Source organism: Rahnella ecdela (assembly GCF_019049625.1).
GTDB lineage: Bacteria > Pseudomonadota > Gammaproteobacteria > Enterobacterales > Enterobacteriaceae > Rahnella > Rahnella ecdela.
Window position 1 is genome coordinate 343,989 of record NZ_JAFMOY010000132.1, and the last position, 23,344, is coordinate 367,332.

General features: G+C 54.6%; 22 protein-coding genes and 1 pseudogene. 18 read left to right on the forward strand and 5 right to left on the reverse strand.

What is annotated here, in order from left to right; all coding sequences use genetic code 11:
* The first annotated feature begins 45 nt into the window (after window positions 1–45).
* The 9 genes and pseudogenes from J1784_RS22410 (at window position 46) to J1784_RS22450 (ending at window position 11,368) form a co-directional block, all read left to right on the forward strand.
* Window positions 46–1,686, forward strand: a complete 1,641-nt coding sequence (locus tag J1784_RS22410; protein ID WP_217151020.1) for a TIGR04028 family ABC transporter substrate-binding protein — start codon at window positions 46–48, stop codon at window positions 1,684–1,686.
* Between the two features lie 17 nt (window positions 1,687–1,703).
* Window positions 1,704–2,663, forward strand: a complete 960-nt coding sequence (locus J1784_RS22415; RefSeq protein WP_217151021.1) for an ABC transporter permease — start codon at window positions 1,704–1,706, stop codon at window positions 2,661–2,663.
* Window positions 2,660–3,523, forward strand: coding sequence for an ABC transporter permease (locus J1784_RS22420; protein WP_217151022.1), 864 nt, complete (start codon window positions 2,660–2,662; stop codon window positions 3,521–3,523). Before J1784_RS22415 ends, J1784_RS22420 begins: the two co-directional genes overlap by 4 nt.
* Window positions 3,520–5,140, forward strand: a pseudogene (locus J1784_RS22425) (dipeptide ABC transporter ATP-binding protein). Before J1784_RS22420 ends, J1784_RS22425 begins: the two are co-directional and overlap by 4 nt.
* Before the next feature lie 32 nt (window positions 5,141–5,172).
* Entirely contained in the window at window positions 5,173–6,234 is a 1,062-nt protein-coding gene (locus tag J1784_RS22430) for a putative FMN-dependent luciferase-like monooxygenase (protein WP_217151023.1), read from the forward strand.
* Complete coding sequence (locus J1784_RS22435) at window positions 6,231–7,340, forward strand: alkylhydroperoxidase domain protein (RefSeq protein ID WP_217151024.1); 1,110 nt, start codon at window positions 6,231–6,233, stop codon at window positions 7,338–7,340. The genes J1784_RS22430 and J1784_RS22435 overlap by 4 nt, the downstream gene beginning before the upstream one ends.
* A complete protein-coding gene (locus tag J1784_RS22440) occupies window positions 7,333–8,193 on the forward strand; it encodes a VOC family protein (protein WP_217151025.1) in 861 nt (286 codons plus the stop codon). Before J1784_RS22435 ends, J1784_RS22440 begins: the two co-directional genes overlap by 8 nt.
* Window positions 8,194–8,879: 686 nt before the next feature.
* Window positions 8,880–10,361, forward strand: a complete 1,482-nt coding sequence (locus J1784_RS22445; protein ID WP_217151160.1) for a sugar ABC transporter ATP-binding protein — start codon at window positions 8,880–8,882, stop codon at window positions 10,359–10,361.
* Between the two features lie 8 nt (window positions 10,362–10,369).
* Entirely contained in the window at window positions 10,370–11,368 is a 999-nt protein-coding gene (locus tag J1784_RS22450) for an ABC transporter permease (RefSeq protein WP_420803991.1), read from the forward strand.
* Between the two features lie 593 nt (window positions 11,369–11,961).
* Here the strand turns inward: J1784_RS22450 and J1784_RS22455 are convergent.
* Both J1784_RS22455 and J1784_RS22460 read right to left on the reverse strand, forming a co-directional pair.
* Window positions 11,962–12,498 (reverse strand): GNAT family N-acetyltransferase, encoded by a 537-nt coding sequence (locus tag J1784_RS22455; protein WP_217151026.1) that lies wholly within the window; start codon window positions 12,496–12,498, stop codon window positions 11,962–11,964.
* A 24-nt stretch (window positions 12,499–12,522) separates the two neighbouring features.
* Window positions 12,523–13,092, reverse strand: a complete 570-nt coding sequence (locus J1784_RS22460) for a helix-turn-helix domain-containing protein (protein WP_217151027.1) — start codon at window positions 13,090–13,092, stop codon at window positions 12,523–12,525.
* A 180-nt stretch (window positions 13,093–13,272) separates the two neighbouring features.
* Here J1784_RS22460 and J1784_RS22465 point away from each other — a divergent pair, with 180 nt between their 5' ends.
* Genes J1784_RS22465 through J1784_RS22505 form a run of 9 tightly spaced genes read left to right on the forward strand, consistent with a single transcriptional unit; the run spans window position 13,273 to window position 20,183 of the window.
* Window positions 13,273–14,124, forward strand: coding sequence for a MerR family transcriptional regulator (locus tag J1784_RS22465; RefSeq protein WP_217151028.1), 852 nt, complete (start codon window positions 13,273–13,275; stop codon window positions 14,122–14,124).
* Window positions 14,124–14,576, forward strand: a complete 453-nt coding sequence (locus J1784_RS22470; protein WP_217151029.1) for a nuclear transport factor 2 family protein — start codon at window positions 14,124–14,126, stop codon at window positions 14,574–14,576. The genes J1784_RS22465 and J1784_RS22470 overlap by 1 nt, the downstream gene beginning before the upstream one ends.
* Complete coding sequence (locus J1784_RS22475) at window positions 14,576–15,292, forward strand: SDR family NAD(P)-dependent oxidoreductase (protein WP_217151030.1); 717 nt, start codon at window positions 14,576–14,578, stop codon at window positions 15,290–15,292. The genes J1784_RS22470 and J1784_RS22475 overlap by 1 nt, the downstream gene beginning before the upstream one ends.
* A gap of 1 nt (window position 15,293) precedes the next feature.
* Window positions 15,294–16,652, forward strand: coding sequence for an NAD(P)/FAD-dependent oxidoreductase (locus tag J1784_RS22480; protein ID WP_217151031.1), 1,359 nt, complete (start codon window positions 15,294–15,296; stop codon window positions 16,650–16,652).
* The gene (locus J1784_RS22485) at window positions 16,649–17,365 is read left to right on the forward strand and encodes a DUF1365 domain-containing protein (RefSeq protein ID WP_217151032.1); all 717 of its coding nucleotides are present in this window, start codon (window positions 16,649–16,651) and stop codon (window positions 17,363–17,365) included. Before J1784_RS22480 ends, J1784_RS22485 begins: the two co-directional genes overlap by 4 nt.
* A 2-nt stretch (window positions 17,366–17,367) precedes the next feature.
* Window positions 17,368–18,600, forward strand: coding sequence for an SAM-dependent methyltransferase (locus J1784_RS22490; RefSeq protein ID WP_217151033.1), 1,233 nt, complete (start codon window positions 17,368–17,370; stop codon window positions 18,598–18,600).
* Entirely contained in the window at window positions 18,597–19,097 is a 501-nt protein-coding gene (locus J1784_RS22495) for a DUF2878 domain-containing protein (protein WP_217151034.1), read from the forward strand. Before J1784_RS22490 ends, J1784_RS22495 begins: the two co-directional genes overlap by 4 nt.
* Window positions 19,097–19,624 (forward strand): hypothetical protein, encoded by a 528-nt coding sequence (locus J1784_RS22500; RefSeq protein WP_238485655.1) that lies wholly within the window; start codon window positions 19,097–19,099, stop codon window positions 19,622–19,624. The genes J1784_RS22495 and J1784_RS22500 overlap by 1 nt, the downstream gene beginning before the upstream one ends.
* A gap of 22 nt (window positions 19,625–19,646) precedes the next feature.
* On the forward strand, window positions 19,647–20,183 hold the full coding sequence (locus tag J1784_RS22505) for a DUF3833 domain-containing protein (RefSeq protein ID WP_217151035.1): 537 nt from the start codon (window positions 19,647–19,649) through the stop codon (window positions 20,181–20,183).
* Between the two features lie 727 nt (window positions 20,184–20,910).
* On the opposite strand, the gene J1784_RS22510 is transcribed toward J1784_RS22505, so the two are convergent.
* The 3 genes from J1784_RS22510 to J1784_RS22520 form a co-directional block, all read right to left on the reverse strand.
* Window positions 20,911–21,276 carry a DUF4019 domain-containing protein gene (locus tag J1784_RS22510; RefSeq protein WP_217151036.1) on the reverse strand — a complete coding sequence of 122 codons (366 nt, stop codon included), beginning with the start codon at window positions 21,274–21,276 and terminating at the stop codon, window positions 20,911–20,913.
* A gap of 274 nt (window positions 21,277–21,550) precedes the next feature.
* Complete coding sequence (locus J1784_RS22515; RefSeq protein ID WP_217151037.1) at window positions 21,551–22,219, reverse strand: ankyrin repeat domain-containing protein; 669 nt, start codon at window positions 22,217–22,219, stop codon at window positions 21,551–21,553.
* A gap of 62 nt (window positions 22,220–22,281) precedes the next feature.
* On the reverse strand, window positions 22,282–23,304 hold the full coding sequence (locus tag J1784_RS22520) for an RHS repeat-associated core domain-containing protein (RefSeq protein WP_217151038.1): 1,023 nt from the start codon (window positions 23,302–23,304) through the stop codon (window positions 22,282–22,284).
* Window positions 23,305–23,344: the final 40 nt, after the last annotated feature.

Here is a 23,344-nt window from a genome sequence, read left to right on the forward strand (position 1 = left end):
GAGTCATCACCTGCCACCATGACCAATAAGAAAAAGGGTTTAACGATGAAGAACATTCGCCGGATTAACGCGGTTACCCGCGCACTGGCTTTAGGGGCACTTCTCACCAGCACGTTTTCCGCTATCGCCGCTGACGGCACACCGGTTCAGGGCGGCACCCTGATTTATCTCGAACAGCAGGCGCATACGAATTTGTATCCGCCCGCAGGTGGCTTCTACCCGAACGGCGGCATACTCAATCAGATCACTGACAAACTGACCTACCAGAATCCAAAGACGCTGGAAGTGGAACCGTGGATTGCCGAATCCTGGTCATTTAACGCCGACAAAACCGAATACACATTCAAACTGCGTCCGGGCGTGACCTTCTCCGATGGCACACCGCTGGATGCCAATGCAGTCGCCAAAAACTTCGATACTTACGGTCTGGGCAATAAAGAGCACCATCTGCCGGTTTCCGAAGTCATCAATAATTACGACCACAGCGAAGTGGTTGACCCGCTGACCGTGAAGTTCTATTTCAAAAAATCCTCGCCGGGCTTCCTGCAAGGCACCGCGACGATTGGTTCCGGACTGGTGTCGCTGAGTACGCTGGCGCGCAATTTTGATGCGCTGGGCGACGCGACGCACATCATCGGTTCCGGTCCGTTCGTGGTCAGCAAGGAAACGCTGGGCCGCGAAGTCGACCTGACCGCGCGCAAGGATTACAACTGGGGGCCGAAAAACCTCAAACAGCAGGGTCGCGCCAATCTCGACGGCATTAAAGTGATCGTCACCGGCGAAGACAGCGTGCGTATCGGTGCGCTGCTGGCGGGTCAGGCTGACTTCATCCGTCAGGTTCAGGCCTATGACGAGAAACAGGCCAAAGACCAGAACTTCCCGATTTATGCCGCGCCGACCAAAGGCGTCAACGACAGCATTTCGTTCCGCCCGGACAACGCGCTGGTGTCAGACCTGAAAGTGCGTCAGGCGCTGCTGCATGCCACCAACAGCAAACAGGTGGTCGATACGCTGTTCTCGCCGAACTATCCGCAGGCCACCTCGGTGATTGCCAAAACTGCCGCCGGATACGTCGATCTGAGCAACAAACTGACTTACGACCCGACGCTTTCTAAAAAGCTTCTGGATGAAGCGGGCTGGAAACCGGGCCCGAACGGTATTCGCCAGAAAGATGGCAAAACGCTGTCGCTGACCATCTATGAATCCCTGCCACAGCCGCAGAACAAAGAGGTGTTGCAGCTGGTTTCCCAGCAATGGAGTCAGGTCGGCGCGAAGCTGAATATTCTGGCGGGCGATGCGGGCAGCCGTGTGGCGGATAACCTCGATCCGGAGAAAACACCGGCCAACGTGGTGGAAGTGGGTCGCGCCGATCCGGACGTCATCAAAAGCTCCTTCTACCCGACCAACCGTGATGCGCTGCTGCAAAAAGGCGGCCTGAGCAGCAAGGTGAAAAGCTTCCGCGACGACAAACTTAACGATCTGCTGACCGCCATTTCTGCCGAAGTGGACCCGAAAAAACGTCTGGCACTGACCGGCGACGTGCAGAACTATCTGCTCGATCAGGCATATGTCATTCCTATTTTCGAAGAGCCGCAGGTATTTGCCGGTGCGCCGTATTTCAAAGGCGTGAGCTTTGAAGCGGTCGGGCGTCCGAGTTTCTACGGCGCGTGGCTGGAAAAGCATTAACAGACGGGGAGTAAATCATGAGCCGATACGTTAGCGGCAGGTTCGGGCAGGCTTTGCTGGTGTTGTGGGCGGCGTTTACCGTCTCCTTCATCCTGTTGCAGGTGCTGCCCGGCGACGCAATCCTGATAAAATTCCAGAACCCGGACATGGGACTAAGCCCGGCGCAAATCGCCGATATGCGTGCCGCATACGGAGCGGATGTGCCGGTCTGGCAGCAATATCTGCATACGCTGGGCAATTTCCTGCACGGGGATCTGGGCTATTCGATTCAGGCTGGCGTGCCGGTGACTGAATTACTCAGCAGCAACTTCCCGCCGACGCTACGTCTGGCGCTGTTCGGTTTTGCACTGGCCGCCGTGGTGGCCTTTGCGCTGGCGTTTCTCTCCAGCCTGCTGCATTTCGGCTGGCTGAAAAACGCCTTACAGGCCGTGCCGTCGCTGTTTATTTCCATTCCGACATTCTGGCTGGGAATCGCGCTGATTCAGTTTTTCTCGTTCCATCTGCGCTGGATCCCGGTGATTAATCCGGGTGAATGGGTCGGGCTGATTTTGCCGATCATCACGCTGGCGGTGCCGATCTCCGCGCCGCTGGCGCAGATCCTCATCCGCAGCATTGATCAGGTGCAAACCCAGCTATTCGTCGCCGTCGCACGCGCCAAAGGCGCCAGCCGCAGCGGCGTATTATGGCGTCATGTGGCGCGTAACGCCCTGCTTCCGGCGCTGACCATAGCCGGTTTGCTGTTTGGTGAACTGATTGCCGGCGCGCTTATCACCGAAACGGTGTTCGGCCTTAACGGCCTCGGACAACTGACGCAGCAGGCGGTAAATAATCAGGATGTCGCGGTGCTTCAGGCGATTGTGGTGATTTCCGCCGCGGCCTTTGTCGGCATTAATTTACTGGTCGACTTGCTGTATCCGCTGCTCGATCCGCGTCTTAAAGCGTCAGCGTCTAAAAACTCACGGGGAGCCACCGCATGAGCAGTTTACCGCTTGGTAAAAGCACGCTTTCATTACCGCTCACACAGCGTCGTCGCTGGAAACCCGCCCGCCTGCAACCGGGATTAATCCTCGCGTGGCTGGTGATGGCAACCGTCATTCTGTGGGCGATCGCCCCAGGTTTATTTACGGATTACAGCGGCACCGAAGGGATTGCCGGTGCGCAGCGTCTGGCCCCGCAGGCCGGACACTGGCTGGGCACTGATCAGCTTGGCCGCGATGTGTACGCCCGTATTGTCTACGGTGCGTCGCATTCACTTTCCGGCGCGCTGGTCGCCGTGGCGCTCGGTCTGGTGTTCGGCACCGCACTCGGGCTGGCTGCGGGCGCGACCGGCGGTCTGGTGGATGCCATCGTCATGCGCATCAATGACGTGCTGCTGTCCATTCCCGGCCTGTTGCTGTCGCTGAGCGTGATTATTTTGCTTGGCTTCGGCACGGTTCACGCAGCGATTGCCGTCGGTGTCACGTCGGTTGCCAACTTCGCCCGTCTGGCGCGCGCCGAAGTGGTACTGGTGCGTCACAGCGATTACGTCGAAGCCGCATACGGCAGCGGCGGTTCCTTCTTCTCCATTTTGTGGCGGCACATTTTGCCCAACTCTCTGACGTCGGTGATCGCCTTTTCTGCATTGCAGTTCGGCAGCGCCATTCTGGCGATTTCCACCCTGAGTTTTCTCGGATACGGCACACCGCCACCAACGCCGGAATGGGGATTGCTGATTGCCGAAGGCCGTAATTACATCTCGACCGCCTGGTGGCTGACCACCTTCCCCGGCGTGGTCGTGGTGTTAGTGGTGCTTTCCGCCAACCGCATCAGCCAGTCATTACGCAGGAGAACGCGATGAACGCACAGGCCACTTTTACGCATGACGCCCCGCCGGTGCTCGAACTGGAAAACGTGTCGATCGCCTACGACGGCAAACCGGTGGTACACAACGTATCGTTCTCGATTAACGCCGGTGAAGTGCTGGCGCTGGTCGGTGAATCCGGCTCGGGGAAAACCACCACCGCGCAGGCGATTATTGGTTTACTGGCAGAAAACGGCCATATCGAACAGGGCGAAATTCGCCTTAATGGCACCGACATCAGCCAGTGGTCGCAGCGCCGTCTCGATGCCTTGCGCGGTGCGCGCATCAGCCTGATACCGCAGGATCCGACCAGCTCGCTGGATCCGGTCAAAACCATTGGCTCACAGGTGGCAGAAATTCTGGATATCCATCAGCGTCTGCCGCGTGCGCAGCGCGATGCCCGCGTGGTGGAACTGCTTTCCCGCGTCGGGCTTTCGCATCCGGAACAGCGGGCGAAACAGTATCCGCACGAACTTTCCGGCGGCATGAAACAGCGCGTCTTGATCGCCATTGCGATTGCGCTGCAACCGGCGCTGATCATCGCCGACGAACCGACCAGCGCGCTGGACGTCACGGTGCAGAAACGCATTCTGGATTTGATCGACGATCTGCGTCGCGAGTTCGGCACCGCCGTTCTGCTGGTGACGCATGACCTGGCGATTGCCGCTGAACGCGCCGACCGGCTGCTGGTGTTCCGTCACGGCAAAGTGCAGGAACAGGGCATCACCGCCGAGGTACTGAGCGCACCGAAAAGTGATTACACCCGCCAGCTGTTCGCCGACGTACCTGCCCTTTCTGGCCGTCACCGCGCACAGATCCGTGCGGCTGAAGATCCGGTGCTGGTAGTGGAGAACATTACCCATGATTTCACGCTGGGCGGCAAAAATCAGGCGGCGTTCCGCGCTGTCGATCACGTCTCTTTCAGCATTTCTCGCGGGACCACGCATTCGCTGGTGGGCGAATCCGGCTCGGGTAAAACCACGCTGGCACGCATACTGCTTGGTTTTCAGAAACCGGACAGCGGACGTGTGCTGATCGACGGCGAAGACATCACACGCCTGAAAGGGGAACCGCTGCGTCAGCTGCGCAAAAAAATCCAACTGGTGTATCAGAACCCGTTCGCCTCGCTGGATCCGTCGCAAACGCTGTTCAAAGTCATTGAAGAACCGCTGCTGAATTTCGAAAAAAATCCCGGCGGCTGTACGCCGTGAACGGGTGCTGGATATCGCCCGCCGTGTGGCGCTGCCGGAAGAACTGCTCAGCCGCAAACCGCGCGAACTGTCCGGTGGTCAGCGCCAGCGTGTGGCGATTGCACGCGCGCTGATTTTAGAGCCGAAAGTCCTGATCCTCGATGAAGCCACGTCGGCGCTCGACGTCACCGTGCAGGCGCAAATCCTGACGCTGCTTTCGCAGTTACAGGATTCACTCGGCCTCACCTATTTGTTTATCTCGCATGATCTGGCGACCGTCCGGCAAATCTCACACAGCGTCTCAGTGTTAAACCGCGGACAGCAGGTGGATTCCGGCAACGTGGAAGACGTTTTTGCTCTGCCTTCCAGCGATTACACCCGTCAGCTTATCGATGCGATCCCAGGCCGCCACCGCGCCGCCTGACTCAGCACATGAAAAAAGAAAAGAGGGACATTATGAGCAGTAAACGTCTTGGATTCTTCACCCGCCTGCTGGACAACACCAGCGCGCAGGAACGTTACCGGCTGGCGACCGAGCAAATCATTCACGCCGAACAGTTAGGCTTTGATTCTGCGTGGGTCGCGCAGCACCATTTCCACGAAGCCGAGGGTGGCCTGCCTGCGCCACTGGTTTTCCTCGCACAGGTGGCGGCGCATACCCGCTTTATCCGTCTGGGCACCGGCGTGATCACCCTGCCGATGGAGAATGCGGTGCGCGTCGCCGAAGACACCGCCGTGCTGGATTTACTTTCCGGCGGACGGCTTGAAATCGGCTTAGGGTCAGGCGGTACGCCCACGTCATTTCCGCCGTTCGGGCTGGAAAGTCAGGATCGCGGCAAAGCCTTTGGCAATAATCTGCAAACCCTGCTCACCGCCTGGCGCGGCGAACCGCTGGCGGGCACCGATAACCGGTTATATCCGGCGGCACCCCAGCTGGCGAACCGCGTCTGGCAGGCGACTTTCTCGGTGGACGGCGGCGCGCGTGCGGGTAAATCCGGCGACGGCCTGATGCTTTCGCGCACTCAGCCACGTCCGGCGGATGCGCCAGATTTGCGTCTCGATGAACTGCAAAACCCGATTATTGATGCCTATCTGGATGCCCTGCCGCAAGGCGTTACGCCACGCATCATGGGGTCACGAACCGCATTCGTAACTGAAAACGGCGATGAAGCGCGTGAACTGGCGCAAAAAGGCTTACGCCGTCAGGCCGAAAATCACCGCGCCAGCGGGCAGATTGTCAAAGGCGATACGCTGGACGATTACATCCGCGCCTTCGACGTGCATCTCGGCACGCCAGCGCAGGTGACTGCGTCATTACAGGCCGATACTGCGCTGGCCCGCGTCACTGATCTGGCGTTTCAGGTGCATTCTATCGATCCGCCGCATCCGTACATTTTACGTTCCATCGAACTGATTGCCCGTCACGTTGCGCCCGCGCTCGGCTGGGTTCGCCGCACGCCGCAACGCCATGTTTCTTCCTCATCCGCTGATTCCTCATTTTCAAGGGAAGCCCTATGACCACTTATTCGACCGACCTGCTGGAAAAACTGGCTGACATCGCCCCCGATTCGGCACTGAAACAGGCACGTGAAACCCGCGACGCTGCCACCCGTCACGCGCAGGGCAGCTATGACGCGCTGTTTACCGAACAGGATGGCGTGGATTTCTCACTGGCGGAGCGCCTGCGTCTGGCACAAAACGTCGCGCGCTGGCACGGCGATTCACAGCTGACCAATCACTATTCCGAACGTTTGCAGGATTTACCGGATATTGATGAAACCGCCCGCCTCGACGCTGCGCTGACGCACGGTGAGCGTCTGAGTTTCAAACCCGCCAGCGCCACGCCTGCACATTTACAGGCACTGAAAAAAGCCGGCTGGTCGGTGGATGCGATTGTCACGTTGTCGCAGCTGATTGCTTTCGTCAGTTTCCAGAGCCGCGTGCTGCGCAGCTACCGGCTGATTGGCGGCAAACCGGTGGAGAATGGCAGCAATAAACCGGTCGGTGCGGCGTTCTGGCGTACAGAGCCCAATACCCACAGTGGCCGCGATGCGCCGCAGGCGTTCACTCAGGAAGAACTCGGCTGGGAGCCGTGGATCCCGGCGAAAAAACTGGAAGAATTTGATGAAGCACAGCAGGCGATTCTGGCGAAATTCGGCCATACCGATTCCGATTATTTCCGCCTGTTAGGCCGTAATCTGCCGGTACTCGAACAACGCACGCTGACCGATAAAGGGATTTTCTACACCTCCGGCGGCCTGCCGCGCAAAGAGCGTGAACTGGCGGCGACCGTTGCCAGCAAAATCAACGGCTGTATTTACTGCGCGTCAGTGCATTCGCGCAAAGCCAGCCAGCTTTCCAAACAAACGGAAGACGTTCAGCGGCTGATCGACACTCCGCCGGGCGGTATTCTCAGCAAAGAACAATCCCCGCGCTGGCAGGCTCAAATTGATTTTGCTGCCGCACTTTCTGCAACGCCGCCGGTTGCCACGGAGCAGCACATTGCGGCATTGCGCGAACAGGGTTTAACTGAGCTGGAGATTGTCGATCTGGCGCAATCCGCAGCCTTCTTCGCCTGGGCCAACCGTCTGATGTTAACGCTGGGAGAACCGTTTAATGGCTGATGTACAGAGTCCGCAAAAACTTATCCCGCAGCTTGATCATGTAGTGATTAACGTCGCCGAACAGCTGAATCAGGCCGAGCAGCAATTCCGCCGTCTGGGTTTTTATCTCACGCCGCGTGGCCATCATTCGCTGGGGTCGAGTAATCATCTGGCCATTTTTGGTGAAAACTATCTGGAACTGCTCGGCTATGAGCCGGGCAACGCCCACACCCGCAAAGACCTGTGGCATGCACCGCTCGGCCTGACCGGACTGGTGTGGAAAACGCAGAATTCGTCCGCGGTTTACGAGCATCTGCAACAGCAAAATATTGCAGGTTCTGCACCGGCAGAATTTTTCCGTCCGGTAGCACTCAACGACGGCACCTCGCCGAACGCGCGATTTTGCACCGTACCGCTGGCCGCCAGCCGCGTACCGAATGGCCGCAGTTTCTTCTGTCACCACCTGACACCGGAACTGGTGTGGCGCAACGAATGGCAAAACCACCCGAACGGCGTCGCTGATATCACCCGCTTTGTGATTTCTGCGGCCAGTCCGCAGGATGCGGCAAAAGTATATGGCGAGTTATTCGGTGCCAGCGCCCTGGCGATACAACCTCAGGAAGTGACATTGCGCGCAGGCCGCGCCACAGTGCGGTTCGTGACGCCGGAACAGGCAACCGCAGAATTCGGCACTGTGCCTGAAGGCGAAAACGGCAGCGCCCGCATGATCGGACTGGAATTTGCCACCCGGTCGCTGGAAGCAGTGCGTAATAGCTTGCGGGTCGGGGAAATTACATTCAGGGATGACGTTGATCTCGTGTCTGTCCGGGCAGCGGACGGGCTAGGGGTCGCGCTTAAATTCAGCGAGGAATAAGGTCAAGGTCGTGGGCGTCGGCCCACACCGACAAGACCTTGGGTTGCCACCCAAACTGGCCCTAAGAGGCGCCTATCGCCGCGCCTCTTAGGAATCTCCAGCTCTTTCACTGCGCGCTCCGCTCGCTGGCTATGTTTCAGGTATCGCAGCGACAGGCTGGAAATCTTGCCGCTGCGCGGTTCCTTCTCTCGGTCTTCGAGCCATAGGTCTCGAAGCCGCTCCGTTCAGCAAGATTTCTGAATCGCCCGCACGATCTTAAATTCAACATCAAACTGATGTTTATCTTTTAGAAAAGTGGATTGGCGTGCTCAAAAATGGCACCGAATGAACGGTTCGAGACCTATGGCTCGACACCTGAAATTCGGGAATCGCGCAGCGATGACATTTTGCGCCATGCACGATTGCGTCATAACATGTCCGTCATACCCGCGATAGCGCGCAGTGAAAAAAGCGCGGAGTCCAGAGGCCCGCGCGTTACCGGGTCTCTGGTCGGTGTGGGCCGACGCCCACGGTCTTAACCTTGACCTTAGATCTTTCTGTTATCTCTTATCCTTTTTAATCGCTTGATTTAATCCCCCGATATGTTAAAAATTTGCAATTAAAATCTCAATAGACGGCTAAACGTCTAAATCCCCATCCGTCTATTTAATAAGGCCCAACGCTCAGTGACCACCTCCCTCCTTGAGATGCGCGATATCTCGATTTCATTTGCCGGATTCCCTGCCCTGCGCCAGGTGGATTTCACGCTGCAAGGCGGATCCGTCCACGCGTTAGTCGGCGCGAACGGTGCGGGAAAATCGACGCTGATGGCGGTGCTTTCGGGCACGCATGATCATTACACCGGGCAGATACACATCGACGGTGAAGCGGTGAATATCCGCCTGCCGCATCATGCCCGTGAGCACGGTATTCATCTGGTGCAGCAGGAAGTCGATGTCGCGCTGGTGCCGACGCTGAACGTTGCCGAAAACATTATGCTCGACCGGCTTTCGGAACCGGGTCATCTGCATAACTGGCCGCAGCTTTACCGTCAGGCGCAATTGCTCATCGAACAACTCGGGCTGAACATCAGCCTGCGGGCGCGTATCGAAAGCTGCACGCTGGCAGAGAAACAGCTGATTTTGCTGGCGCGTGCGTTATCGCACAAATGCCGGTTCCTGATCCTTGATGAGCCCACTGCCCCGCTCGATCAGGCGGAAAGCGCGCGTCTGTTTACACTGGTGCGCAAGCTGAAAGCCGCCGGAATGGCGATTGTGTTTATCTCGCACCGCATTCATGAACTTCGCGATATCTGTGACCGCATGACGGTGCTGCGCGACGGGCGTCTGGTCAGCGATGACAGCATGGACGGCCTGAGCAACGAGCACATTATCGAGAAGATGATTGGCCATCAGCTTGATGATATTTATCCGCCGCGCCGCCCGCCGCACAGCGGTGAAACGCTGCTGAGCATTCACGGGATGCACGATAAAGACAAACTGCGCGATATCTCGCTACGTCTGCATCGCGGGGAAATTCTTGGGATTGCCGGACTGGCCGGTGCCGGAAAAACTGAACTGTGCAAAGCGCTGTTTGGTGCGACGCCGAGTCAGGTGGAAAGCGGCGAGCTGAATGGCAAACCGTGGAAACCGAAAGAGCCGCACCTTTCTGTCGAACAGGGGCTGGCGTTAGTGCCGGAAGAACGGCGTAAGGAAGGGATTTTCATTGATGAAAATATCCCGATGAACCTGAGCGTGACCGCCGATGACTCGTTTTCGCGCTGGAGTATTTTCAACACGCGCCAGTCATTGTCATGGGCAAAAGACATTATCAGCCGCTTAGGCATTCGCGCTTCCGGGCCGATGCAGAAGCTGGCACGGCTTTCCGGCGGCAACCAGCAAAAGGTCGCTATCGGGAAATGGCTGCGCAGTGAGAGTCAGGTGTTGATTTTTGACGAACCGACCAAAGGCGTAGACATCAAGGCCAAAACGGACGTGTTCAGGCTGATCGACGGCCTGGCGCAACAGGGAAAAGGCATTATTTATGCTTCCGGTGAGTTCGCCGAACTGGTCGGTTTATGCGACCGCATTCTGGTGTTGTGGGATGGCCGAATTGTGGCCGAACTCGACGCCGCCAACGTCGACGAAGAAACCTTATTAGTCTATTCAACCGGAGGAACACCCGCGTGAACAAAGCCGTGGTGAGTAAAGAAAGCGTGCCCGCAGCGAGTCAGCCGTGGCGTCATCAGCTGTTCGAGTTTTTGTATAAATGGGGCATGTTACTGACCGTGGTATTGCTGATCGCCGGTTTTGGCGTGGCATCCGATAACTTCCTCGAACCGTCGAACATCATCAATATTTTGCGTTCCATTGCCATCGTGACGGTCATTGCCATCGGCGTATCGATTTCCCTGGCGGTTGGTGGCTTCGATTTGTCGGTCGGCTCAACGGCGTCACTCGCCAATGCGCTGGTGATTTCGATGTTCGTCTGGCACGGTTTCGGCACTACCGAAGCCATCTTAATCACGCTGGCGCTGTGTACGCTGGTCGGCCTGTTCAACGCCTTCCTGATTGTCATCCTGAAGATCCCAGATATGCTCGCCACCCTCGCCAGCCTGTTTGTTATCCAGGGCGCGGCAATGACGTACAGCTACGGTGGTTCGATCACTGAAAACATGCTTTTACCGAGCGGTGATATGGCAGAAGGCACGGTGCCGGCGGTGTTTAGCCTGCTCGGTCAGGTGCCGGTGATTGTGATCGTGATGGCGGTCGTGACCGTTGCGGTACAACTGTTTATGTCGCTGACCAAGCATGGCCGTCGCATGTACGCCATTGGCGGCAACCCGCTGGCTGCGCGTCTGGCAGGGATCCGCACCGCGCGTTACCGCGTGATTGCGTATGTAATGTCATCAGTGCTGGCCGGTGCAGGCGGGATTTTGCTGGCTTCACGTATCGGGTCTTCACAGGTAAATGCCGGTGGCGGCTATCTGATGGACGCCGTTGCCGCTGCCTATATCGGTTTCTCGCTGGCAGGTTCCGGCAAGCCAAATGCGCTGGGGACTTTGCTGGGCGCAGTGATTTTAGGCGTATTGTCGAACGGTCTGGTGATGTTGTCCGTGCCGTATTACGCGATGGATATCATAAAAGGACTGGTGCTGGCGGTGGCTTTAGCGCTGACATATATTCAGAAGAGATAGCAGAGACCGCCGCTATATTTCGGCTTTTTTGAAGTCAACACCGTGGGCTCGCCGCCCACATCCACAAAACCTTGGGTTGCCACCCAAACTGGCCTCAAGGGGCGCCTGTCGCCGCACCCCTTGAGAATCCCGGGCTCTTACACTGCGCGCTATCGCTAGACACTATGTTTCAGCAACCACCGCGACAGGCTGGAAATCTTGCCGCTGCGCGGTATCTTCATTTCGGGATTGCAGCCTCAGGTCTGCAACCTCTCATTCAGCAAGCTTTCTGAAACGCCCGCAGCATCTTAAATTCAAGGGCAGACAGTTTTTAGATTTCAAAATCAGTCAGGTTGTGAATTAAGAGCCTGAGGCCGGTTCCAAAATACCGCCGGACGAGAGGTGGAAAACCGCGCATCTTTTTGCGCGGGTTGTAACCCGATGGGAGGGAACCGCGCAGCGGCGGGATTTTGCGGCTATCACTGCGGCTTATGAAACATAGTCAGCGAGCGGAGCGTGCAGTGAAAGAGCCCGGGGGTCTTGGGGGGCGGCGGCGATAGGCCGCCTCCCAAGTCGGTGTGGGCCGACGCCCACGGTTTTGACTTTAAAACATTTCACATCAGCACCTTATACATCACGCTCGTCGATTCCAGCAGGCCTTCCGTCGACATTGCGTAGTGTGGAATGGTGCCGCTCAGGGTGAACCCCAGATTTTCATACAATGTCTGTGCCGGACTGCCGGTGACGGTATCGAGTACCAACAGGGTTTTGCCTTCTTCGCGTGCCAGCGATTCGACCGCAGTCATCAGCTGGCGGGCAATACCCTTGCGGCGGCCGTCGGGGTGAACCATCAGTTTCACGACATCGCCACGATGTATGCCGTTGGCGGGCTGATCGACCACCAGTTGCACGGTGCCGGCAATTTTCCCTGCCACGCGCGCCACCAGCAGACGCTTTTCACCGCGCTCAAAGGCTGGCAGAAGTTTTTGCCAGAACGCCTGCGCCTGCACAAAACCAAAAGGTAAAATGAAGCCGATACTCGCGCCGAGTGCGACGGATTGCATCAGCGTTTCTGCCAGTGCATCCAGATCCGCGGATGTCAGCACGCCGCCCTGCACTTCACTTATCACCACTTCATGGCTGTTTTGCATGGAATATTTCCTTGTTATCAGAGACTAAGGACGTGAAATAACGATGGCGTAACGGGCAGCCTGCGGGCCAGGTACGTGAAAAGAGGAAGTGCCGTGAAGATGAAAACGCAGGCAGTCGCCCGCCTCCAGACGGTAACACCGCCCATCAAGCGTGAATTCCAGCACGCCTTCCAGCATCCAGATGTGCTGCTCGAGGCCGTCCACCGGCGGGGAGTCATAGGAAATAGTCGCACCTGATTTCAGCACGCCGGAAATCAGTTCTGCGCGAAAACCCGGAGCAGGCGCGGAGACCGAACGACGCTCAAAACCGGTTTCGCGATCATGCCAGACCGGTTGCTGCGCGCTGCGGATAAGCTCCGGCGGGTTATCTTCCAGTGCCATCAGCAAACGTGAAGTGGTCAGGCCGTAGGCCGCGCTCAGTTTGCCGAGCAAAGAAGCGGTCGGGCTGGTTTCTGCCCGTTCTATCCGTGAAAGCGTGGCGCGGCTGATACCGGTGTGTTGCGCCAGTTGTTCAAGCGACCAGCCCTGCCCGATGCGTAATTCCGCCAGCCGCTCTGCCAGACGCAGATCGTGATTGTCCTGCCCTTCTTCCATTTTTAATCCCAGCCGTGAAATCTCAATATCGGGAAATTATCTCTTATTCGGGAATTGAGCAAGTTAAAATAATGTAATCAGTGAGTATTAGTTAAGTTGTACAAAAATAATAAAGTTGTACAGCTTTGCAATCTGACGCTAGAGTTAACTTTAGTTAGCGGGAAAATTTTGGAAATCATTATGTCTCTTTACAGCATCGGCGAAGTCGCCCGAATTTGTGGTATCAACCCGGTTACATTGCGTGCCTGGCAGCGCCGTTACGGCCTGCTGAAGCCTCAGCGAACCGAAGGCGGCCATCGTCTGTTTAATGATGATGACCTTGATACTATCCGCACGATTTTGGGCTGGATTAATCGCGGCATCCCGGTCGGTCAGGTGAAATCCCTGCTCGAAGGCAAAGTCGACGCGCTGCCGGGCGGCTGGTCGCAGTCCGAACATCGGTTACTGACCGCATTGCAGGAAGGCCGCAGCAATAAAGTCCGCCAGTTAATCATGGAACTGGGCCGCGAATATCCGGCGACGTCATTTGTGAATAACGTGCTCAGACCGTTGCGCTCGCGCCTGAGTGCCGGGGATCCGCGCCTGCTGATGTTACGCAGCCAGCTCGACGGGCTGATCATTGAGCACGCAGTGATGTGCATGGCCGCTGCCCGTAAACGTCCCGGCAATCCCGCGACGCTGGTCGGCTGGGGGCATCTGGACAGCACCGAACTGTGGCTTGAGGCCATTGTGCGCTGCGAGGAAGGGATGCAGGTCGAAATCATGCCCGTACAGCTCGATGACCCGCATCTGGAAAACCTCACCGGTTCGCAAATCCTGTTGTGGGCGGAGGGCAAGCTGACGCAAATTCAGCGCCAGCGCCTGCTGAACTGGGTTGAACAGGGACTGTCGATCCTTCTTCTGGGCAGCGCCGCTCTGCTGCTGGGCTCGCAAGACAGCGAAGACGAAAACGATAATGTCGAAAATCTTCACGGTGCAGGTGCGCCTCCTGTTCTGCAGATAGTGCCAGTGCGTAATGAAAGGAAAAAATAATGATTAAACATTTTCCTGAACCCGCAATACCTGCTGATGTTCTGACCCGGCTTTGCGAATTTTACAGCCATCTTGATGTGAGCCAGCTGCCGCAGCTTTCACGGATTTACCATCCGCATGTGGTTTTTATCGATCCGGTTTCGCATTACGACGGCGTCGATGCGCTCGAACGCTATTTCGCGCAGTTGCTTAAAAAAGTGAATTATTGCCGCTTTGAAATTCAGCCTCCGCTGACCAATGGCAATCAGGCATCGCTGTTCTGGCAGATGGAGTTTTCGCATCCGGCGCTGAAAAAAGGTCAGGCCATGTTTCTCAATGGTGCCAGCCATCTGCGCCTGACGGACAACCGGATTGCCTATCAGCGGGATTATTACGATCTCGGTGCCATGCTGTATGAGCATGTTCCGGTTCTCGGCGGCGCTGTCCGCGCGGTCAAAGCCAGGCTGAAATAATGCGCCGCGTCCTGATCACCGGTGCCAGTTCGGGTATCGGAAAACAGCTGGCACAGGACTATGCCGCAGAAGGCTGGGAAGTCATCGCCTGCGGGCGTGACGGTGAAAAACTCATTGCGGTCGCCGCCGCCAGTCCACTGATTATCCCGCTACGTTTTGATATCACCGATTTATCAGAAACCCGCCAGGCTTTGCAGGACACGCAGGCTGATCTGGTGATCCTGTGCGCCGGAACCTGCGAATATCTGGATGACGGCGTGGTTGAGGCTGAAAAAGTCGCCCGCGTGATGAACACCAATTTCATCGGCCCGGTCAATTGTCTCGACGCCCTGTTACCCCGTCTCGCCCCCGGCAGTCGCGTGGCGCTGGTCGGTTCCACTGCCTGGCTTTTACCTTTTTCACGCAGCGAAGCTTACGGCGCATCAAAAGCCGCACTGGCCTTTTTTGCGCGATCTCTGGCGGTGGATCTGGCCAAACGTCAGATCCACGTTTCCCTGATCCAGCCGGGATTTGTCGAAACGCCCCTGACGGCACGCAATGATTTTCCGATGCCGATGATGGTGACCGCGGAGCAGGCATCAAATCACATCCGTAAAAAACTGGCGCACGGAGCCAGCGAAATTGCCTTCCCTCCTCTTTTTGCCCGCTTGCTGAAAACCGCCGCATTGCTGCCGGTCGGTCTGCAAAAATGGTTATGCCGGAAAATGGTGAAATAAAATGACGACTAAAGTGGCTATCGTGGGCAGCGGAATTTCGGGGCTGAGCTGTGCCTGGTTACTGGCCAAGGAGCAGCCGGATTGCGAAATTACCGTCTTTGAGGCGTCTCCCACATTAGGCGGGCACACCGCCACGCAGGATGTGATTTCAGACGGTCAGGAATATGCCATTGATACCGGTTTTATTGTCTATAACTCGCGCACGTATCCGCATTTTATTGCTTTGCTCAAAGAGCTGGGCATTGAAGGCCAGCCGACTGAAATGAGTTTTTCTGTGCGTAATCCGCTCAGCAAACTCGAATACAACGGGCATTCTCTCAACAGCCTGTTTGCACAGCGGCGCAACCTGTTCAGGCCGCAGTTCTGGCGGTTTATTTTCGAAATTTTGCGCTTTAATAAACTGTGTAAAGCACGCCTGCTCAATCCGCATAACGACGAAGACACGCTGGCTGATTTGCTCGATCAGAACGGATTTTCGCCGTTCTTCGCCCTGCATTATGTGCTGCCTATGGGCGCGGCGATCTGGTCATCTTCTCTCGGCGATATGGCGAATTTTCCGCTGTCGATGTTTCTGCGTTTCTTCAACAATCACGGGCTGCTGGATGTCACGAACCGTCCCCGGTGGATGGTTGTACCGGGAGGTTCGCGCGAATATATCCGCCGGATGCAGGAGAAATTGCCCGTCAGCGTAAAACTGCTGACCAGCACGCCGGTCACTCACGTTGTCCGCACGCCCTGCGGCGTGACGCTGCACTCTGAGCGCGGCGAAGAACAATTTGATCAGCTGGTTTTCGCCTGCCATTCCGACCAGGCCCTGAATATTCTCGGGCAGAGCGCCACGGAAGCAGAAAAAAACATTCTCGGTGCGCTGCCTTATCAGGCCAATGACGTCATTTTGCATACCGACACTCGCCTGTTACCCCGCGAAAAACGCGCCTGGGCGAGCTGGAATTATCAGTTGCCTAATTCGCTGCATCCGTCGGAGCGCGGTGATTTTCGCGACAGCAATCCGGCGCACAGCCGCCGTGCCAGCGTGACCTATAACATGAATATTTTGCAGGGACTGAATACGCCGCAAACCTTTTGTGTTTCCCTTAATCCGCTGACGCCCATTGATGAGAGCAAAGTATTGTTCCGCGCCACTTATATGCATCCGGTTCTGAATCTGGTCAGCCATCACGCACAGCAGGAGCGTTACCGGATCAACGGCTTCCACAACACCTGGTATTGCGGCGCGTACTGGTACAACGGTTTTCATGAAGATGGCGTCAACAGCGCGCGCGACGTGGCGGAACAGCTGAGTTTGCGGTTATTCAGCGTGCAGGCCGAACGCAGTCAGGAAAAACGGGAGGCGTCATGAACAGCCAGCTGTATGTTGGCACCGTGCGCCATCGCCGGTTTACGCCGGTTGAGCACCGTTTTGACTACGACATTTTCATGCCGCTGATTGATCTTGATGAGCTGGATGCGCTGCCCGCTCTGGGGATCCGGCTGGAAAAGTTTTCTCATGCCAGTTTTCGCCGCAAAGATTATCTCGGCGGCGGCGATATCAAAACCAAGGCGCAGGCGAGAATTGCCGAGCTGACCGGCGAACGCCCCGAAGGGCGCGTGATGCTGTTATGTCAGCTGTGTTATTTCGGCTGTTATTTCAATCCGGTCAACTTCTACTACCTTTATGATCAGAGTGGAATTTTGCGCTGGATGCTGGCCGAGGTGCGTAATACGCCCTGGAATGAACGCCACACCTATGCGGTGCTCCCTGACGGCTCGCAGCCGGTGCCGAAAGCCTTTCATGTGTCGCCCTTCAATCCGATGGACATGGTCTATCACTGGCGTCTGACACCCCCGGGAAAACAGTTACACATCACTATCGAAAATCACCGCAAAGAACGGGAATTCGATGCTGCCCTTTCTCTGACCGCCCGCCCGCTGACCCGCGAGGCGCTGCGTCAGCAATTGTGGCGGCTGCCCCTGATGACCGCAAAAACTGCACTGACCATATACTGGCAGGCACTGAAACTGTGGCTGAAACGGGCACCCATTTATTCTCATCCTCCCGTTGATAAGGACTGACCATGAGCCAACCTGAAGTGCAGCTCGCCCGTGAAGGGGCGAACAACAGGCGCAGCAAGGCCGCACGCGCAGTGATCCTGAGCGTGCTCAGGCAGCTCAAAGGGGCCGGTCTGACCCTGCGGGAGCCGGGCGAAGACGCTATTTTTTTTGGTGATCACACCGCGCCTTTGCAGGGTGAAATCGAAGTTCATCGTCTGCGCGCTTACCGCCGGGTTTTACTGGGCGGCAGCATTGCGGCGGGGGAAAGTTTTATTGACGGCGACTGGACCACGCCGAACCTGACGACGGTGTTACAACTGCTGGCGGAAAACCTGAAACTGGTGGATAAACTCGAAGCGCGCCTGAGCTGGCTCAGCACGCCCGCCAATAATCTGATCCACTTTTTCCGCCGCAACAACCCTTCTCAGGCGCGTAAAAACATCTCCGCCCATTACGATCTGGGCAACGATTTTTATCAGGGTTTTCTCGATGAGAAAATGCTCTATTCCTCCGCCTGGTATCAGGAACCACAAATGACGCTGGAACAGGCGCAGGAAGCCAAAATGCGCCGTCTGTGCGAACAGCTGCAACTGCATGCGGGCGATCATCTGCTGGAAATCGGTACCGGCTGGGGCGCAATGGCGGAATTTGCCGCGCGCGAATACGGCTGTCAGGTGACGACCACCACTATTTCCCGCGAGCAATACCGTTTCGCCTGCGAGCGGATTGAAAAAGCCGGGCTGAGTGACCGCGTGACGGTCCTGTGCGAGGACTACCGCTCGCTGCGCGGTCAGTTCGACAAACTGGTGTCGATTGAGATGATCGAAGCGGTCGGAAAGCGCTATCTCCCGACCTTTTTCAAACGCTGTAACGCACTGCTCAAACCGCAGGGACGGATGGCAATTCAGGCGATCACCATTGCCGACCAGCGTTACGCGTCTTACAGCCGCAAAGTCGATTTCATTCAGCGTTACGTGTTTCCCGGCGGTTTTCTGCCCTCCATTACCGCCATGAATGACACCATGACGCGCTGTACCAGCCTGGTGGTTCGCGATTTGTTTGATATCGGATCCGATTACGCCCGCACCCTGCATGAATGGCGCGAGCGCGTGCAGCGTTACTGGAATGCGCAAACCGGCGATGGGCAGGACGAACATTTTCGCCGCCTGTGGCTGTTTTATCTGTGCTATTGCGAGGCCGGATTCCGCGCCCGTACCATCAGCACCGTGCAGCTGACCGCCGAGCGACGCGGATGAATTCCCTGCGCTTCTGGCTGCTGGCAGCAGGCTTTGACGTCTGGTGGACGCTGGCAGTCTGGGGGCGCGATCGTTTTATTCTTTTTCTGCTGATCAGCAGTTTTCTGATGCTGGCATTCACCCCGTCACGCCGTCGCTTGTGGGTCGCAGTAACCTGTACGCTGGGCATCATGATGGATTCGTTGTGGTGTATTTTGGGCCTGTTTGAATTTACGGATTCCGCCGCCGTGCCGCCGTGGATGATGGCGCTGTGGCTGGGTTTCAGTGCCTGGTGGCTGTGGCTGCTGGGAGTTTTACGGCTCAGGGTGTACTGGCTGATACCGCTCGGCGCCGTCAGTGGTCCGTTTGCCTATTTTATCGGTATGCACCTTGGCGCGATGCAACTTCAGGCCACCCCGTGGCATGTCTGGCCGTTGCTGGCCGCAGGCTGGGCGTTGTTTTTACCGCTGATAAGCCTGCCGGTTCTGCTCAGTCAAAATCCTCTGCGGAGAAGCTGATGAAATCACTCTTAACCGCCGCACTGATGCTGATATTTTCCTCTCCGCTATTCGCTGCTGTGCCCTGGGAACAGTGGAAACCCGTCGGACACGCCACGCTCAGCTGGGGGCCGTTCGAGGTTTACAACTCGCAGTTGCTGACGCCTGACGGCAAATATCAGCCCCAAAAATGGCCGCTGGCTTTAGACATTGATTACCTGCGCAGTATTGACCGCGGGGAACTGACCAAAGCGACCGAAGAACAGTGGCAGGCGCTCGGACTGCTGGCCGAGGCGCAGAAAAATGGCTGGCTGGAAGCCGTGGAAGACACCTGGCCGGACGTCAGTAATGGCAGTGAAATCATTTTTGTCGCCACGGAAAACGGCGGACAATTCTACAGCCGTGCGGCCAACAGCGTGATGATAAACCCGGCCGGAAAAGCGTTTACTCCGGCTTTCCGTGACGCCTTTCTGGCCATCTGGCTCTCTCCTGAAACGCAATATCCGGATTTACGCAGCAAACTGACCGGTGCCACCGCATCGGATTAATATCCCTCTGACCGGAGGCTTTATGACTGTTTTTCGCAAAGTTTTTTTCGCGTTAATGCTGGGCTGCATCCTGATTCTGTCCGGTTGTAAAGCCAACATTGAGGATTATGCTCAGGCCCAACCCAAACTGGATATTTTCACCTGGTTCGCCGGTGAAAGCCGGGCGTACGGCATGGTGCAGGATCACAGCAATAAACAAACGCGACGTTTTACCGCGAAAATTCGTGGCGATGTGGTGGCCGGTACGCTGACGTTGCATGAAGATTTTGTGTATGACGACGGCGAGAAACAAACCCGCGTCTGGCACATCCGCAAACTCGCCGACGGCGGGTATAGCGGCACAGCAGGCGACATTATCGGCACCGCCACCGGACAATCCGCCGGTAACGCGTTTAACTGGAAATACGTGATGGACGTGAAATCAGGCGGCAGCACCTACCGCCTGACCTTCGATGACTGGATTTATCAGCAGGACGAACAGCACCTGTTCAACGTGACCTCCCTGAAAAAATTCGGCGTGGAAGTCGCACGGGTGTCGATTTTCTTTGAGAAGAAGTGATCCCAGCGGAATGAATCTGTTGAGAGGTTATATGCACCGTTTGAATGAAACAGAGGGTGTATAAATACTCAGCAGTCCTTTCCCACATCCCAAATATGTTCCTATTCAGCATGATTTTTATAGCTTCTAATAATTGATGAACGAAGCATCAGGTACACGACGCGGAGTATGAGTCATTCCACACTCTAATTATGGCTTCTTGAGGTTAAAATTTTTCTGACTATCTGGGTACTGCCGCCCCCAATGCCGCCTAAAACAGCCCCCGTCAGGATACCTTCAAACACCATAACAAAATCATTCGGGGTAATCCCGGAAAGCAGATAAGTGAATAAAACGCCTATTGCCACGGATAAGGACGCGTGAAAAATTGATTTCTCTTGTATCAGATACCCCATAAGACATCCACACCAAAACATTATAGAATAGGCTATAAGATTTGAAAAATTCACTAGCCAAACACTGTGGTATGAGTTTTTAAACACATACCACATTATAATTTTAAACATATTCCTGGTGAATGCGCACATATTCACACAAATAACATATGAAAGAACCAATCCTATCTTAGGTGGTAATTCTGAAATTTTTTTCATCCTCCCTCCAGTTAAATTCAGGGCATAGTCGTTCATACACTATTTAAATCACGCATGCCATCCATTTTCACTTTTTCCTTGCTTAATTCATAACTCACATAATAATTAACATTATATATTAAGAGTGATTATAGTTACTTTAGCGCAAAATCCACTCTCATTGAGCTTTCGGTTTTATTTACAGGGACTATCTTTCCGCCGGTATCAACGGCATATTGAAATAGCCTCAAGCCCTTACCATTCTTTTCATCTTTAAATGTCACATCCTCAGCCAACGTATATTTTTCATATACAGAGATGTATGTTATGTTGACAACTCGTCCATTGACCTCCTTGCTAAACAACACCTTCGAACTCTTATACTTTCCTAACTGATTAAATTTTTCCGCCATGAATTTAACAAATCCGTCTTTTGATACTACTTCTTTAAAAGACACAGACGCTTGCTTGTATATTAATTCATATTCCCCTGTGTTATATTCACCCTGAAGATTCATCATTTTACTTTCAACTTCAATCAGCTTTTCGAATTTTTTATCACACCCTGCAACAGTTAACGCAAATCCAAGAACAACAATAAATAAACAATATACTTAAAGTTTTTTCATTTCGGCTCTAATCACCATAAAATAATTTAATTGTAAACGCAGTCATCTCATTCCTGAGGAAGGAATCCATTAATCACTGCGCTATTACAAACCAAATCTTTTAAAATTTAATTTCATCATAAAAAAATAATGAAGCCATACTAGATAGCAGTAAAAAATCGATTAATTAACAATGCGATTTAATTTCAGTCGTCGAGCTTGGGTCTTTTTTAATTAAAGAACAACAATTAGGTATAATAGCTAGAAAATCGATTTTTTTTCTGTTGACAGCATATTTGCAAGCATACCCAACTTGTTCACCTGTAGAGGTTAATGAGGGATTTGCTCCATTATTGAGAAGTAATTTTGCAAAATCGATATGATTTCTCCAAATAGCTGTTAATAAAGCCGTATTGGTTGTTGATTCACCCATCGCATTAACATCTGCACCTCTCGAAATCAGAAATTTCGCAATCTCCTCATGTTGCTTTGTTCCATAATAAGCAGCTACCATTAAAGGTGTCTCGTCATACTCTCCAAAGGGGGCATTAACATCAGTTTTCGCAACATCTACAAGCAAGTAAACCGCTTCAGAATTAGGTTTTATAATTGCTAAATTTAGAGCTTCAACTCTGTCAGGCAGAGTGACAGTCCTGCATTGATTTTCCTCATAGGAATTACATTTTTGGTTTTTTAGACATGTTTGACAGAATATAATCCTATTTCTCAACCCTTTGATTTCATATGGCCAAACTGCCACGTGACTTATATGGAAATCTCTTTTAAGGTCATATTCATCACAGCTAGAAAGCATTGTTATTATAATGATAATTATTAGTATCGATGAGCTTTTCAATATACCCCCTATAAATAATAAATTATTCTCTCACTATCCAGCTATTAAAATATTGTTTTTCTCTATTGATATTGACCCCCCCCTAATTTTGCAGCCTTTTGAGCTGTTTCATATGCATCACCACCAAGAATTTCTACTGCGGACTGATAAATACCTGACATTGCTTGGCAATTGTACAGAAGATTCTCTGCTTCTGGCATTCCTTTCAATACGCCAAACTTGTCATCACAAGCCAGGACAATATCTTTTCCTAGCTGAATATCACAGGTAGCCTTACTTTTTTTCAAATCCTCATAGCATTTATCATGGGCGCTGCAGGCAGGCAAGAATGTCGCCCCAAAAAGCCCATCTGGCACTAACTTATCTGTACTAGCATCCCCGCAGCCTGCCCCCCAAGGTCGACCATCCGGTCGTACTGAGACTTTCGATTTAATATCTCCTCTTTTCGAGGCTTCTTTTTGAGATAATCCAAGAGGATCTACCTGTTGAATGGGATTATTTGTATATGAATACCCATTCCATCCCCCCATCAACCCGATCGGATCCTGCGTAATATACCGCCCCTGCGCCGGGTCGTAATAACGATGCCGGTTGTAATGCAGCCCCGATTCTTCATCAAAATGCTGGCCCTGTATGCGGATAGGCTGGCGGAGTTTGTGCGGGTTGTCGCAGCTCTGCACGTTGCCCCAGACTTCGAGATCCGCGCGCCATTCTACCTTGCCGTTTTTGTGATTAATCAGGCCTACTGGCGTACCGAGATGGTCGCAGTGGAACAGGTGCAGGGTCATGTCGGCGCTTTCCGGCAGCGGGTCGACCCACAGCGCGATGTTTTCGGCTTTCAGGCTGACGGAGGCCAGCCACTGGTGATTCGCCTCGCTCACCTGATTGCGGCGGATTTCCTGCTCAATCACGTTAAAGCGCTCATGGACATCCGGCGGGAAAACGCCGCCCGCGTCTTCTTCGAGCTTCTCTGCCAGCGTGCGGTGGCTGTCTTCTGCCCGCGCGTGCTCGGCGCGCAGCAGCGGCACGAAGTTGCCGGGGTGATAAATGGTGTGCAGCTGGATGTCGCGGTTTTCGGTCAGCACCAGCCGGTCGGCGTCCCAGCCGAACCAGGTGTTTTGCGTG